Origin of the sequence: Streptomyces sp. NPDC048106 (assembly GCF_040706415.1) — a bacterium.
In the GTDB taxonomy this organism is placed as follows: Bacteria; Actinomycetota; Actinomycetes; order Streptomycetales; family Streptomycetaceae; genus Streptomyces.
The window spans coordinates 1-13,279 of sequence record NZ_JBEZND010000036.1 but is presented as its reverse complement, the minus strand read 5'-3'; the positions used below and the strand labels follow the sequence as shown (position 1 = coordinate 13,279).

Genomic DNA, 13,279 nt, shown 5'->3' with positions numbered 1-13,279 from the left:
GTTCACATCTCGTGCCAGGCGTACTCCTTCGGGTCGAAGGAGTGCAGCAGGCGACGGAGGCGGTTGGAGGACCAGGGCCAGCAGAAGGTGTTCATGCCTGGCTGACTGAAGTAGTAGCTGGTGCGATCGGCGGTGTAGACCGTGTTGCGCAGGGCTTGCTGCATTCGGACGTTGTGCGCGTTCTGCACTTCCGCGAGTACCTCGAGCGAGGCGTGCTGACTGCCGCGCAGATACTTCAGTGCGTCGGTGATGTAGCGCAGTTGGGCTTCCAGGACGTTGGGCACCGCCGCGGTGCCGCTGAGAATATTGGGCCCCAGGAGCAGAAACAGATTGGGGTATCCGTGGACACTGGTGCCCAGGTAGGCCCGTCTTCCGCCCCGCCAGGTCTGAGCCAGTGTTTCGTTCAGCCTGCCGCGCACGTGATGAGCGAGGGGGATGTCACCGACATGGAATCCGGTGGCCAGGACGATGGTGTCGACGGTGACCCGTGTGCCGTCCGCGCCGATCACGTCCTGGCCTTGCACGCGGGTGACCCGGGTGGGGTGCAGCTGGACGTTGGGGCAGGCCAGGGCCCGGTAATAGGCATTCGATGTCAGCAGGCGCCTGGCTCCCAGCCGGTGGCGGGGGATGAGCGCCTTGCGCAGGGCGGGGTCGGCTATGCAGCTGCGCAGGTGAAGGCGGGCCAGGCTTTCGAGGGTCGGCAGTGTCCGTGGATGACGCAGGCAGTATCCGATGCCTTCCTGCGTCCAGTAGTGCCCGGCACGCAGCGCGCGGCGGACCGCCGGGCGGCGCTTGAGGAAGCGGTGCAGGGGTGGTGGCAGGGCCTGGTCCGGCTTGGGCAGCACCCATGAGGCGCTGCTCTGGAAGACATGGGCACGGGCCACATGGGGCTGGATCTCCGGGAGTAACTGCACGGTGGAGGCTCCGGTACCCACCACGGCCACACGGCGTCCGGTGAGGTCGGTGCCGTGGTCCCACTCGGCGGAGTGGAAGACGGCGCCGGGGAACTCGGCCAGTTGGGCGATGTCCGGGTAACGGGGCCGGTGCCAGGGGCCGGTGGCCACGATGACGGCATGGGCGCTGTAGGGCCCCGCCGTAGTCTCCAAGCGCCATCGGTGCGTGAGCCCGTCCCACGCGGCGGTCTGTACCTCGACGCCGTAACGTATCGCGTCAGCCACTCCGTGGGCGGCCGCGGTGGCCTCGATATAGCGCAGGATCTCCGGCTGGGAAGCGAAGACTCGGGGCCAGTCGTGCGGTGCGAAGGAGTACTCGTACAGCATGGAGGGTACGTCGCAGCCGCATCCCGGATAGGTGTTGTCCCGCCAAGTGCCCCCCAGCCGCGGGGATTTCTCCAGGACGGCCACGGAGCCGAATCCCGCGCGGTGCAGCGCGATCGCGGCGCCGACTCCGGACAGGCCGGCCCCGATGATCAGGACTTCCACGTCATTGCCGCGGTGACTCGGGGCGCCCGTGTCATTCGATTCGCCGCTTGCTTCCATAGTGGCGTCTTGCGCCAACTTCCCTCAAGGACAAACCAGTTGAGGCGCGACTTCCGCCCTGCAGGCCGCCATCTTCACCGGTTCGGGTGACCTTTGCCGCTCGAGACCGCAGGCGCCCTGTCGGGCCGCCGAAGACCGTGGTTCCATGACGAAGTGTGACGTGGCAGACACAACGAGCACAGCCTCATGAGCCGGGCCGCAGTCCGGGACATGTTCCGCAACCCGCCGGTCCCGCAGGTGCCGGTCCTCCGCTGCCCTACCCTGCGGGCTGGTTCCTCCTCGCCCGCTCCCGGGACCTGGCCGCAAAGGCCGTCATCACCCGCCGGTTCGCCGGCGAGGACGTCGTTCTCTACCGCACCCGCGCCGGTGCCGCCCACGCGGTCCGTCCCTACTGCCCGCATCTGGGAGCTCACTTCGGCAGAGGCGGCACCGTCGAAGGCGACAACCTCGTCTGCCCCTTCCACCGGTTCGCCTTCGCCCCGGACGGGACCTGCGTGCGCACTCCCGAAGGCCCGCCGCCACGTGCGCGAGCCGAGCCCTACTCCGTGCGGGAACGCAACGGCATGATCTTCGCCTGGCACGGGCACGACAGCACTCCCCCCGCCTGGGAGCTTCCAGAAGAGCCCGGCCCCGACGTGACACCGGCCGCGTGGTGGAGCACCGACGTGCTCACCCACCCGCAAGAAGTGATCGAGAACATCACCGACTACCGGCACGCAGCCACCCTGCACCGGGTCCCGACCGAAGAGACGGCCCCCCTGGAGACTGACGGTCCGCTGCTGCGGCTGTCGCTGCGGTCCGGCCTCGACCATGTCCCCGTTCTGGGAACTCTCTCCGGAGATCAGGCAGTTCTGCTGGCCGGTCTCGGCCTGCTCTACTCCAGGGTGGACATGCCCCGATTCGGTCTGAGATTCCACCTGTGGAGCCTGCCCACACCGATCGCCCCCTGGACATCTCGTCTGCGATTCGCCTCAGCCTGCACGATCACCGACCCGGCACGCCGGCCGGCCCTGCGCCGACGCGCCTCCCAGCACGCGCTGACGACGGTTCTGGCGCGCGGCGTCGGCAAGGCCGCCGTCAGAGTCCTCAAGCAGGACATCACGATCTGGAACCACAAACGCTACGAACCACACCCCCGCCTCGCCGCAGGCGACGAGGCAATCGGCCACTATCGCCACTGGGCCCGCCAGTTCTACCCGACCACCTACTGAGCCCGGCCTCCGACGCCCGGCGGTCGCGAGGGTGGCTCGCGTGGGGGAGGTGTCGAACCCCAGGGTTCTACTTCCGGACGACGTTTGGACCACCGACTCCACGCCGATCCTGTGCGGCATGTCCCGCAGGCTCTGGCCTGCGGTGACACCGCCATGGCGGTAGAGTCGGGAACACAGCCACGTTCGTGGGTTGCCGCATCGGTGATCCCGGTTTCCGGCGGGCCCCCGGCGCCGCCGGGCGCGTACGCCGTGCACACGGCTCACAGATCCGGGCCATGGCCTGAAGAACTCACTTTTCTGCTTCCGTCCGTCTGTCTCACGCCTGCCTCGCCGGACAGGACGGAGCCTTTGATGGAGCGTGGCCAGGTAGAGGCGTTTGAGGGCGGCGGTCTCGTCGGGAAATTGCCCGCACGCCTGGGCCGCGCGCCGGTAGCGGGCGTTCAGGCTCTCGATCGCGTTTGTGGTGTAAACGACCTGGCGGATGGCGTCGGGGAGGTCGAGGAAGGGGGCGAACTCGTTCCAGGCTCGCTCCCAGCTCTGGGCGATCGAGGGGGACTTCTTGCCTCAGGTCTCGTTGAACTCGGTCAGATGCCGGCGGGCTTCGTCCTCGTTGACGGCCGTGTAGACGGGCTTGAGGTCGCGGGCGACATCGGCCCAGTCGCGGCGGACGCGTAGCGCAGGCTGTTCCTGATCAAGTGGACGATGCAGGTCTGGACCACGGTCTGCGGCCAGACGACGTTGACCGCGTCGGGCAGGGCGGACAGGCCGTCGCAGACCAGCATCAGCACGTCGCGGTCGCCCAAGGCCGCGGAGTTACGCATCCGCCGCATCCGTCAACTCGTGCTTCTCGAGGAGTCGGCAAGCATGTAGGTGCCGTAGGAGATCTTCTGTAGGAGGCCCTCGGCTGCCCATGGGCTCATCTGGGTGGCGAAGCTCGCGGTGTTGTGGATGCCCAGGGCCGTGGCGACCTCGCGGGGGCGCCACGATCGCTGTGGGTCGGCGGCCATGAGGTGGAAGGTTCTGTTCCTGTTGCCCGCACCCATCGGCCGGAGCCCGGCCGTCGCCTTGCGGAGGTCACCGTGCGGATCCGTCGGCAGCGGTGAGGGGTAGCGGGCGCCGCCCGCAGGCGGACGTGCAGGCCGGTGATCGAGCGGCTCTGCCGGGGCGGGACTCGGCCGGGCGGGAGGGATAGCGCGAGCGTCCGGCCTTGACGATGCGGGGGCTGGTCCGGGGCCGTCGTGATGGCAACAGCCCGGCCAGGACCGCCCGTCCGATGGCACCGACTAACACGCCGGAACCTCCCGCCCTGGTGACAGCGTGTGCGAGTACGACCTGCTCGCGGGCGGTTTCCAGGGCTATCGTGAAGCTGGCCCGGTCCGGGTCGGTGCCCGGCTGCGACTCCACGGCATCGACCATGGCCGTCCGCAGAAGCTGGTAGACCGTCAGCTGCGCCCACATCTCCTGTTCCAGGCCGACGCGGTTCTGCAGTCCGGTTCTCTCATCACCGACACCCTCCTCGGCACCCCGCTCGGCGCGTTGCTCTTCGGGGTCTGCGCCACGCTTCCCTTCGCCGCCGACGCGGTGTCGTTCGCGGCCGCTGCCGTACTGGCCCTGACATTGAGCGGCGACTTCCGTCCACGGCCGCAAACCACACCAAACCCTTGGAGGACGTTGCTCGACGACACGACTCAGGGGGTGCGCTGGCTCTGGCAGCATCCGTTGCTCCGTCGCCTCTGCCTGATGTCTGGGATCACGAACTTCGTTGGTGGGGGTCTCATCGCCATTCTGGTGCTCTACGCCCGGCAGACCCTGGGCCTGAACAGTCTCGGATTCGCCCTGTTGGTCGCCTCCTTCGCGGTCGGAGGCGTAGCGGGAGCGATGGCGACCCCTCGCCTGAGCGCCCGCTACGGAACCCCTCGAGTTCTGCGGCTGGCGGCTGCCGCGCCGGCAGGCACCGCAGTGGCTGCCGACGCGGCCTCCTCGGGCCTCATCGCCGGCGCGTGCATCGCTGCGTACGGAGCGGCGAACCTGGCATGGAACGTGACCGCAGTGTCCCTCCGCCAGGCACTCGTCCCTGCTCACTTAACTGGGGCGCGTCGGCATGGCCTACCAGGTGGTCATCGGCGCGGGAATCACGCTCGGCGCTGTTCTCGCGGGCCTTGAAGCCGAATCCTTCGGGCTTCGTGCCCCCTTCTATATCGGGGGCGCTCGCCTGGCAGGTTGGCAAGACCTCCCAGTCACCTCGTAGGGTCGACAGTCATGGTTGATCTCTACCCTCCGACCCATCCCTACGACAGTGGATTTCTCGACGCCGGAGACGGCAACCGCATCTACTACGAACAGTACGGCAACCCTCAAGGTAAGCCTGCCCTCAACGTTCACGGCGGTCCAGGGTCCGGCGCGCCCCAGCGGCCGACAAGGGCCTGGGATCCCGAGCGCTACCGCGTCATCCGCTTCGACCAGCGCAACTGCGGTCGCAGCACCCCGCACGCCAGCCACCCGGCGGCGGACATGAGTCTGAACACCACACAGCACCTGATCGACGACATGGAGAGACTTCGCGAGCACCTCGGCATCCAGAGGTGGTTGCTGAACGGCGCCTCCTGGGGTGCGACGCTCATCCTGGCCTATGCGCAGCAGCACCCCGAGCGTGTCAGTGAAATGGTCATCCCGGCCGTCACGACGACTCGCCGCACCGAGATCGACTGGCTCTACCGGGGCGCCGGGCGGTTTTACCCCGAAGCGTGGGACCGGTTCCGCGACGCTGTCCCCGATGAGGAGCGGGACGGCGACCTGCTGGCGGCTTACGCGCGGCTGATGGAGAACCCTGACCGGGCGATCCGGGAGAAGGCCGCTGCCGACTGGCTCGCCTGGGAGGACGCGGTCATCTCGAACGAGCCCAACGGCACACCCGGCATGTACAGCAATCGCGAAGTCGACGCGCAGATCGCATTCGTACGGATCTGCGCCCACTTCTTCAGCAACGGCGCATGGCTGGATGAGGACCAACTGCTGCGCAACGCCCACAAGCTGGCCGGGATCCCAGCAGTGCTGGTCCACGGCCGACATGACATGGGCAGCCCAGTACAGACGGCGTGGGAGCTCGCGAAGGCATGGCCGGACGCGCGGCTCCACATCGTCGAAGACTCCGGACACGCCGGAAGCGACGCGATGCAGGAGATGGTCCGGACGGCCATCGAGGAGTTCAAGAACCGGTGATCCTCAGGGCACGTGCGTGACCTCGAACGTGACCTTCGGATTCCACGCTGCGCAGCCAGCCCGTCTGGCCGCCAGCACCCGGTCAGAGACGCTGACTCGGGCCGGAAGTCGTTGGCCCGCAGCTTCCACTTCTACGCCTACCAGTTCGCCCCAGCCTGAATCCATCCCATTGCTGGGCAGATCGCCGACCTGCGGATCAGTCACCGCGCCAGCCTAGATGATCGGTTCCAAGGGGCCTGATGACTGGAGCCAGGTTCATGCATGGCCAGCCAGTCATGCGCGCACAGACCGCCCACGACCACTAAAAACCACCATTAGGCGAAGATCAACAGTCATCCTGTGTACGCGACCACACGAAGTGGACCAGAGCCTCTGTTTTGACGTCGGTTGAGGGCTTGCGATGGGACTGCGAGGTGTGCTTGTGCCGCTGGAGGACCTCGGAGGGCATTCCGAGCCGGTATGACGGTTCTACTGTCGCCTGATCGTGTAGGTTTGGGCGGTTGGGGCTGGTCGCGCGGCTTGGTCCTGCTGGGCTGTTCGGGTGAGTGACCGCAAGCCCTACAAGAGCGACCTGTCCGATGAGCGGTGGGCGCTGATCGAGCCAGCGATTGCGGCGTGGAAGGCCGACCACCCATCGCCTACGGGCATCAGGGCCGGTACGAGATACGGGAGATCGTCAATGCGATCCTGTATCAGGGCAGGACCGGCTGCCAGTGGGACTGCCTTCCGCACGACCTGCCGCCGAAGTCGGCCGTCTACTACTACTTCGCGGCCTGGCGCGACGACGGCACGGACGTGAAGATCAACGCTGCTGTGCTGGCAGGTCCGCGAGAAGGCCGGGCGGTCGGAGGATCCGAGCCTGGTCGTGATCGACACCCAGAGCGTCCACGCGGCGGTAAACGTTCCCGCGGCCACGACCGGGAAGGACGCGGCCAAGAAGGTGCCCGGCCGCGAGCGCGGGCTGGCGGTCGACGTCCTCGGCTTGGTCATCGCCGTGACCGTGCTGGCCGCCAGCGCCCACGACAACGCGTTCGGCATCGCCCTGCTCGGCCAGGTCGCCCCCTTGGCACCATCAAGAAGGCGCTGGTGGATCGAGGTTTCAAGAGGACCGTCGTCGAACACGGCACCACGGTCGGCATCGACGTCGAGATCGTCGAACGCAGCCCCGCCGACAAGGACGCCGGCTTCGTCCCGCAGGCCAAGAGGTGGATCGTGGAGCAGACGCTCGGCATCCTGATGCTGTTCAGGCGGCTCGTACGGGACTACGAGAGCAGGCCGAAGTCCTCCGAGTCCAGGGTGCGCTGGGCCATGATCGACGTGATGGCGCGCAGGCTGACCGGTCTGACCACACCCACCTGGCGCGGGTGAACGCATGGACCCCCAGATCACACCGTTCCTCGATCGGATCGACGCACGGGAGCGAACTCGCTACCACCACGGAACAGCTCCGCACGCAGATCGACGAGCTCACCGCGCGCCTGCGTGATCTCGACCAGGAGATGGAGAACCTGGCGGTGACCCGCAAGACGCTTCTCGCCCTATCGCCAACTACTCCGGAGCCGGCCGATCCGCCGCCAGCCCTGCCGGACCACCCGGCCTACCGACACATCCTCACCGTCTTCGCTGACGCCGCCGGGCCGATGGCGCCCGCGACCTGTGCGAGCATCTCGACCTTGCCATCATGCCGAAGAACATCGAGAGCACCCGGCACAAGCTCAAGCGCCTGGTCAGCCTCGGCGTCCTGGTCGAGCCCGAACCCGGCTTGTTCGCCCAGCACCGCCCGAGCAACGCCGCGGCCCGGCCTACCTGACCCAAGCCGACGGTTGAATCGGGCTGGCGCCCCGCCCATGGGCGTCACCGGCTGACGTCGGGGCCGGTCCGAAAGCCCTTGGACGGCACAGGGACCAGCTTGCTGAAATGGGAGACGGCCTCTGCTGGAGTCGAAGGGATGCGGCGATGACCGAGATCAGGCTGCACCTGTCGGTGCGCGGCCTCATCGACGCGGACCTACCGGCCTGCACCTGGGCCGGCTCACCCAAGCACGTGCGCGAGCTCGTCCACCAGATCCGCCGCGCCGAGGCGGGCGAGATCGACTACCTGGCAGTCTGCACGCCGGTCGGGCTCCCGGTGGCGGTCGGCGGCATCGACTACACGGTCAAGCCCGGCGCCGGCACGCTGTGGCAACTCAGCGTCCACCCGGCCTTGCAGTCCTGCGGGATCGGCACGCTGCTGATCCGCTCCGCCGAGCAGCGGATCGGCGCCCGGGGCCTGACCCGCGCCGAACTCGGCGTCGAGGAGAGCAACCCGCGCGCCCGCGCCCTCTACGAACGCCTGGGCTACCGGGCTTTCGGCCGCGAGCTCGACTCCTGGGACGTGGAGGCCGAGGACGGCTCGCTCCAGCGGTACGAGACGATCTGCACCCTGATGCGCAAGGACCTGGCGTGACACTGGATTTCAAAGCGTTCGTCGCCGATGCGACGGCCGACCCGGCCGTCGTCGGGCTCGTCCTCAAGGGTTCCCGGGCCCACGACGGCATGACCACCCGTCACTCCGACCACGACCTCTACGTCATCCTCGCCGACGACGCGGCGAGCGAGCTGGCCGCGCTCGACGGCTACCGCTCCGCGCGGCTCGACCTGGTCGTCACCACCCTCGAACGGTTCCGCCGGCCCGCCGCCTGGGAGCGGTACGCCATCGCCCGCTCCCGCGTGCTGGTCGACCGCCGCGACGGCGAGGTCACCCGGATCGTCGCCGCAATGGGACAGCTCGGCGCCGAAGATGCCTTCCGGTCCGGCGCCACCCTGCTGGACGCCTACGCCAACGCGCTCTACCGCTCGGTCAAGAACCACCGCGACGGCAACACGCTCGCCGGCCACCTCGACGCGGCCGCCAGCGTCGGATTCCTGCTCGACCTGCTCTTCGCCCTGGACCACCGACCGCGCCCCTACAACAAGTACCTGGCCTGGGAGCTGGACCGGTTCCCGCTGCCCGGCTGGGAGAGTGCCGCCCTGCTGGATACCGTCGCCCGGATCACCGCGACCGGCGAAGTGGCGTCGCAGCAGCGGCTCTTCGCCCGGGTGGAGGCGGCTGCCCGGGCTGCCGGCCACGCGGCGGTGCTGGACGCCTGGGGCGAGGACCTGCTATTGATGCGGCCCCACCCAAACTCCCCGGCCCACCAGCCCTCCTGACCTTCGTGGCGCCGAGGGCTTGGTGCGGCTACTTCGCCCAGCGTCCCATGGTCGGCGCGATGCCGATCAGGCACTCGATGTCGGTCTGGAAGCCGATGAGGGCGTAGGCGGTCAGGCGCAGGTTGCCCTCAAGGCAGACCAGGTTGTCCTGCCTCTCGCCGACGACGATGAGCGGAGGAAACCGCTCGCCCCTGAGGAGCGCCTGGGCCGCGTCGACAGACGTTTCGTTGGAAACGTCGAACGTCCGTAGCCCTGCCTTGATGCGTGCAGCCGCGTCGGTCGGCCGGCGGCTACCACCCGACAGTTCGACCCAGTAGGAATAGTCGAGGTAGCGCACGCTGGCCGCCTCGTCGGCGGACAGGAGTGCCCTGGTCCACGTGACCTGAGTGGGGAAGTTCTCGAACAGATCGCGGTTCTCGCCGTACCCGCGCGTCGCAGCGAGCAGAGCGCGACGTGCGAAGTTCGCTCCAGCGTCGGAGAGGTCCGGATGCGTCAGCAACTGATCGGCCTGCCCGGCCGCCGCCAAGTGGGACCGGAGGTTCTTGCCGAACCTCTGGCTGGACAGCTCGCCGCGCAAGAAGCAGGCGACCATCTCGTCCTCACTGCTCATGCCCAGCACCTGCACGACCGTCAGCATAGGGTCGACCTCGTTCGCCTGGCACCGCCCGGGCAATTCCGTCGCCCCGCGCCACCAGCCCACCTGTCCCAAGCCAGCGGCCGAATCGGGTAAAGCGGTTCAGAACGTCCTCTCATACCTCTCGAGGACGGCCGCCGTGGTCAGCACCGTGGCTGTGCTCCTCATCTGCGAGACCCGGGAGCGGGCCCTCGGCTCCTGATCACCGGTGGCTGCGGTGCGCCGTCTCGGGCCCGACGACGCGCAGCAGGTCGAGGGCCTCGGCGCTCGGTGTACCGGGCGGGGGCGTGAAGACCAGCAGCCGCTGGTCTTCGGCCGGGCTGAGGAGTGCCTCGTAGTCGAACTCGATCAGGCCGACTTCTGGGTGCCGCACCCGCAGTCGGCTCTGCCGTCGGACGGCCGCCTCGTGGCGCTCCCACATCGCGGCGAACTCGCCGCTTGCCTCCCGCAGCCGGGCGACGAGCGCCGCTGCCTCGGCGTCGCCGGGGCCGCGGCGCGCTACCGCCGTGCGGAGGGCGGCAACGGCCAGCCGGCCGTGCCGTTCGTGCTCGTCCTCCGGGTACGCCTCGCGGACGAACGGGTCGGTGAACCACCGCCACACCACGTTTCGGTCGGGTTCCTCCACCGTGCACACACAGCCGAACAGCGCCTCGGACACGGCGTTCTGCGCCAGCAGGTCACCCAGGTCGCCGAGAATCTGTGCGGGGGTGCGCGTCAGCTGGTCGAGGAGGTACAGCAGCCCGGGACGCACATGGCTCCCCGCCGGCGGCCTTCCGGCGGGCGGTGCCCGGCCAGCACGAACAGGTGGTCGCGCTCGTCCTCGGTGAGCCGCAGGGCGCGGGCCACGGCGCTGAGCAACTGGGTGGACGGCTGCGGGCTGCGCGCCTGCTCCAGGCGTATCAGGTAGTCGGCGGACATCCCGGCCAGCTGGGCCACCTCCTCGCGGCGCAGCCCGAGCGTCCGGCGCCTGGGCCCGGAGGCCAGCCCGACATCGTGCGGGCGCAGCCGCTCCCGCGACCGGCGAAGGAAGTCGGCGAGTTCACGGCGGTTCAGTTCGGTCCGCATGCTCCCATGGTCCGGCATCGGCGAGCCATGCGGACATGCGGACCCTGGGTTCGCTGGTCCCAGGGAGAGCGGTCCGCTCCTCATCCGCGCCGCGGCATCGCATCGTTGGCGGTGGAACGGACACCCCCACCCTCTACAGGAAGAGCAACCATGCCTGCAGTGACCGTAGACGGCGCCCGCATCCCCTATCGCCTGGAGGGCTCCGGGCCCGTCCTCGTGCTGGTGCACGGCACCGGCGCGGGATCGGTGACCTGGGAATCGGTCCTCGGGTACTTCACCGACCGGCACACCGTCGTCCTGCCGGACCTGTCCGGCAGCGAGGCGGCCGAGGACGACGGCGGCGAGCTGACTGTCGAGCTGCTCGCCGCCCAACTGGCCGCTGTGCTGGTGAACCTGGGGCCCGGCCCGGTGGACGTTCTGGGCTACTCGCTGGGCGCGCCCGTCGCCGCCCTGCTCGCCGCGGAGCACCCGGAGCTCGTGCGCCGGCTGATCACGCTTTCCGGCTGGTGCGGCCCGGCGGACCCGTACGTTCAAAACGGCCTCACCGTCTGGCGCACACTGGCCGACAACCCGACGGCCTTCGCGCGCTACGCCATGCTGACGGCCTTCAGCCGCCCCTACCTCAACACCCTCGACCGCGAAGCCGTGGAAGAGCTGGCCACCGGCATGCATCCGAACGCGAATCTGTTCCGCCAGATCGACGCCGACCTGAAGGTGGACATCCGCGCCGCACTCCCCCGCATCCAGGTCCCGACCCTGGTCATCGGGTGCACGCTGGACGCGTTGGTCCCCGTGGAGAACTCCCGTGAGCTCGCGGCGGCCATCCCGCACAGCCGCTACGCCGAGCTGGAGAGCGGCCACGTGGCGCGGGTCGAGCAGCCGGCCGAGCTGGCCAAGCTCGTCGAGGAGTTCCTCGGCGAAGCCGCCTGATCCCCGGATGACGTGACTGAGGGGCATCGCCTCTCCTGCGCTCTCTGCCGCATGTCGTAGACGTGGCCGTGCTCGCCCTGCTGCGCCCGAAGCCGGACCTCGCCCAGCTCACAGGCGAGCCGGCCGACGTCCGCGCCGCCGCGCAGACGGCAGTCGACGCGCCAGCCGGGCTGGGCACCATCGCCTCTTACGCGACCGAGGTGGCGCTGCCCGCGACCGGCACCTGGTCCAACCCCGGCAAGGGCGGCGCCCAGGCGGACATCGTCATCACCACGCCCGAGGACGGGGTGCCGCTATTGTTCGTGGAGATCGACAACTGCTACGAGTCCGCGCAGATCCTCGCCGCGAAGATCGACAAGTACATGCGGTTTGGCCAGCGGAAGGTGAAGGACGTCGACGGCAAGGAGCGGCCGGTGTGGCGCACCCGCTGGTGGGCGCCCGACTGCCGTCACGCCGACCAGCCGCACCCGCCGCTGCTGCTCGTCTTCAACCGGATCGGCCCGCGCAACCCGACACCGTCACCCGGCAGCTGGCCGAGCTGACCCAGCGGCACTGGAAGGGCACCGCCTAACGGCGGCCCTGTCCCGGCCCGTGGGCGGGTGATGAGGGGCGCAGCCCGTCGTCGGGCCGCGGGGACGGTCAGGTTGCCGGCGCGAATGCGGTGATGGCGTCGACGAGGTCGGCCGGGGCTTCCAGCGGGATCAGGTGACCGGTGTGGGGGACCATCACGAAGTCGGGGTGGGAGAGGTAGGGCACCAGGTTGTCGCGGAGCACGCCGACGGGCTCCACCTGGTCGTGTTCTCCGGCGACGACGAGGGCGGGAACGCTGACCATGCGCGTGTGCTCGGTGATGTCCTGCGCGATGCCGTGCAGCGGCCACTCGGTGCGGGCGGCGTCGGTGACGGTCCGCGAGTCGGTCACGATCTGCGCCTTGACGGATGCGGGCAGCTCGGTCGCGGTGAGGACGTGATCCCGCGCCCCGGCCACGGACTCGGCGGAGTCGTAGGCGTGCGACAGGGCTTCCTGGTACTCGGGGGTGATCTGTGCGGCGGCCTTCGCCGGGCCGGAGCCGACGAGGACGATGCCGCGCAGGCCGGCGGGCCGGGTGGCCGCGACTAGCTGTGCGACCTTGCCGCCCATCGAATGCCCCACCAGGACGTAGTCGGTGACCCCCGCGTCGGCGAGCACGGCGAGCGTGTCGTCGGCGAGCTGACCGAGCGTGTAGGGGCCGGGCAGAGCGCTCGACCGGCTCCACCCGCGGAAGTCGATCGTGAGCACATCACGGCCTGCGAGGCGGTCGAGGACGAGGTCCCAGGTGCGGGCGGAACCGCCCCAATAGTGCAGGAACACCAGAGTCGGTCCGGTCCCCGGCCGATGGTCGTAAGCGGGCAGAAGCGTCTGCTGCGTCGTGTCCATAATGGCTCTTCCGGTCGATGCTCTAGGTGTTCTGTCCGGGGAGGTTGTGGACGGGTGAGCCAGGTCTCGGCTGAGGGATCTTGAACGGGTGAGGGCCCTTCCGGTTCGGTGTGGATT

14 protein-coding genes and 3 pseudogenes are annotated in these 13,279 nt (G+C 69.0%); 9 read left to right on the top strand and 8 right to left on the bottom strand.

Translation table 11 applies throughout. The features are described from left to right. Positions 1-2: 2 nt before the first annotated feature. Positions 3-1,442, bottom strand: a complete 1,440-nt coding sequence (locus AB0927_RS29725; protein ID WP_366670846.1) for an NAD(P)/FAD-dependent oxidoreductase — start codon at positions 1,440-1,442, stop codon at positions 3-5. Positions 1,443-1,654: 212 nt separating this feature from the next. Between AB0927_RS29725 and AB0927_RS29720 the strand changes: the two genes are divergently transcribed. After that, entirely contained in the window at positions 1,655-2,710 is a 1,056-nt protein-coding gene (locus tag AB0927_RS29720; RefSeq protein WP_366670845.1) for a Rieske 2Fe-2S domain-containing protein, read from the top strand. A 420-nt stretch (positions 2,711-3,130) separates the two neighbouring features. On the opposite strand, the pseudogene AB0927_RS29715 reads toward AB0927_RS29720, so the two are convergent. From AB0927_RS29715 to AB0927_RS29705, 3 genes and pseudogenes are all read right to left on the bottom strand, one after another. Next, positions 3,131-3,256, bottom strand: a pseudogene (locus tag AB0927_RS29715) (transposase); the annotation flags it as partial. A 38-nt stretch (positions 3,257-3,294) separates the two neighbouring features. Continuing rightward, positions 3,295-3,531, bottom strand: a complete 237-nt coding sequence (locus AB0927_RS29710) for a transposase (RefSeq protein ID WP_366670844.1) — start codon at positions 3,529-3,531, stop codon at positions 3,295-3,297. A 12-nt stretch (positions 3,532-3,543) separates the two neighbouring features. Next, on the bottom strand, positions 3,544-3,717 hold the full coding sequence (locus AB0927_RS29705) for a hypothetical protein (protein ID WP_366670843.1): 174 nt from the start codon (positions 3,715-3,717) through the stop codon (positions 3,544-3,546). A 310-nt stretch (positions 3,718-4,027) separates the two neighbouring features. Here AB0927_RS29705 and AB0927_RS29700 point away from each other — a divergent pair, with 310 nt between their 5' ends. Continuing rightward, positions 4,028-4,873, top strand: coding sequence for an MFS transporter (locus tag AB0927_RS29700; RefSeq protein WP_366670842.1), 846 nt, complete (start codon positions 4,028-4,030; stop codon positions 4,871-4,873). Between the two features lie 96 nt (positions 4,874-4,969). Continuing rightward, positions 4,970-5,929: a prolyl aminopeptidase gene (gene pip / locus AB0927_RS29695; RefSeq protein ID WP_366670841.1), complete on the top strand. Its 960-nt coding sequence runs from the start codon at positions 4,970-4,972 to the stop codon at positions 5,927-5,929. Positions 5,930-5,932: 3 nt separating this feature from the next. Here pip and AB0927_RS29690 read toward each other — a convergent pair whose 3' ends face one another. Further along, complete coding sequence (locus tag AB0927_RS29690) at positions 5,933-6,133, bottom strand: hypothetical protein (protein ID WP_366670840.1); 201 nt, start codon at positions 6,131-6,133, stop codon at positions 5,933-5,935. A 337-nt stretch (positions 6,134-6,470) separates the two neighbouring features. Between AB0927_RS29690 and AB0927_RS29685 the strand changes: the two are divergent. The 4 genes and pseudogenes from AB0927_RS29685 to AB0927_RS29670 all read left to right on the top strand — a co-directional run bounded on the left by AB0927_RS29685 (position 6,471) and on the right by AB0927_RS29670 (position 9,117). After that, positions 6,471-7,297: pseudogene (locus AB0927_RS29685) on the top strand (IS5 family transposase). A 313-nt stretch (positions 7,298-7,610) separates the two neighbouring features. After that, positions 7,611-7,739: a hypothetical protein gene (locus AB0927_RS29680; protein ID WP_366670839.1), complete on the top strand. Its 129-nt coding sequence runs from the start codon at positions 7,611-7,613 to the stop codon at positions 7,737-7,739. Between the two features lie 146 nt (positions 7,740-7,885). Continuing rightward, complete coding sequence (locus tag AB0927_RS29675; RefSeq protein WP_366670838.1) at positions 7,886-8,374, top strand: GNAT family N-acetyltransferase; 489 nt, start codon at positions 7,886-7,888, stop codon at positions 8,372-8,374. After that, positions 8,371-9,117 (top strand): hypothetical protein, encoded by a 747-nt coding sequence (locus tag AB0927_RS29670; protein WP_366670837.1) that lies wholly within the window; start codon positions 8,371-8,373, stop codon positions 9,115-9,117. Before AB0927_RS29675 ends, AB0927_RS29670 begins: the two co-directional genes overlap by 4 nt. 28 nt (positions 9,118-9,145) lie before the next feature. On the opposite strand, the gene AB0927_RS29665 is transcribed toward AB0927_RS29670, so the two are convergent. Together AB0927_RS29665 and AB0927_RS29660 are read right to left on the bottom strand one after the other, a co-directional pair. Continuing rightward, positions 9,146-9,754, bottom strand: coding sequence for a hypothetical protein (locus tag AB0927_RS29665; protein ID WP_366670836.1), 609 nt, complete (start codon positions 9,752-9,754; stop codon positions 9,146-9,148). A 199-nt stretch (positions 9,755-9,953) separates the two neighbouring features. Continuing rightward, positions 9,954-10,816, bottom strand: a pseudogene (locus AB0927_RS29660) (helix-turn-helix transcriptional regulator). A 150-nt stretch (positions 10,817-10,966) separates the two neighbouring features. Between AB0927_RS29660 and AB0927_RS29655 the strand changes: the two are divergent. Together AB0927_RS29655 and AB0927_RS29650 are read left to right on the top strand one after the other, a co-directional pair. Beyond that, entirely contained in the window at positions 10,967-11,746 is a 780-nt protein-coding gene (locus tag AB0927_RS29655; protein ID WP_366670835.1) for an alpha/beta hydrolase, read from the top strand. Between the two features lie 62 nt (positions 11,747-11,808). Further along, complete coding sequence (locus AB0927_RS29650) at positions 11,809-12,288, top strand: hypothetical protein (protein ID WP_366670834.1); 480 nt, start codon at positions 11,809-11,811, stop codon at positions 12,286-12,288. Positions 12,289-12,385: 97 nt separating this feature from the next. Here the strand turns inward: AB0927_RS29650 and AB0927_RS29645 are convergent, their stop codons facing one another. Next, a complete protein-coding gene (locus AB0927_RS29645; RefSeq protein WP_366670833.1) occupies positions 12,386-13,162 on the bottom strand; it encodes an alpha/beta hydrolase in 777 nt (258 codons plus the stop codon). Between the last annotated feature and the right edge of the window lie 117 nt (positions 13,163-13,279).

Coding starts and splice junctions, on each gene's coding strand:
- AB0927_RS29710 (WP_366670844.1), bottom strand. CDS start 3,531: ATGCGTAACTCCGCGGCCTTGGGCGACCGCGACGTGCTGATGCTGGTC.
- AB0927_RS29705 (WP_366670843.1), bottom strand. CDS start 3,717: ATGGCCGCCGACCCACAGCGATCGTGGCGCCCCCGCGAGGTCGCCACG.
- pip (WP_366670841.1), top strand. CDS start 4,970: ATGGTTGATCTCTACCCTCCGACCCATCCCTACGACAGTGGATTTCTC.
- AB0927_RS29680 (WP_366670839.1), top strand. CDS start 7,611: ATGCCGAAGAACATCGAGAGCACCCGGCACAAGCTCAAGCGCCTGGTC.
- AB0927_RS29675 (WP_366670838.1), top strand. CDS start 7,886: ATGACCGAGATCAGGCTGCACCTGTCGGTGCGCGGCCTCATCGACGCG.
- AB0927_RS29665 (WP_366670836.1), bottom strand. CDS start 9,754: ATGCTGACGGTCGTGCAGGTGCTGGGCATGAGCAGTGAGGACGAGATG.
- AB0927_RS29655 (WP_366670835.1), top strand. CDS start 10,967: ATGCCTGCAGTGACCGTAGACGGCGCCCGCATCCCCTATCGCCTGGAG.
- AB0927_RS29645 (WP_366670833.1), bottom strand. CDS start 13,162: ATGGACACGACGCAGCAGACGCTTCTGCCCGCTTACGACCATCGGCCG.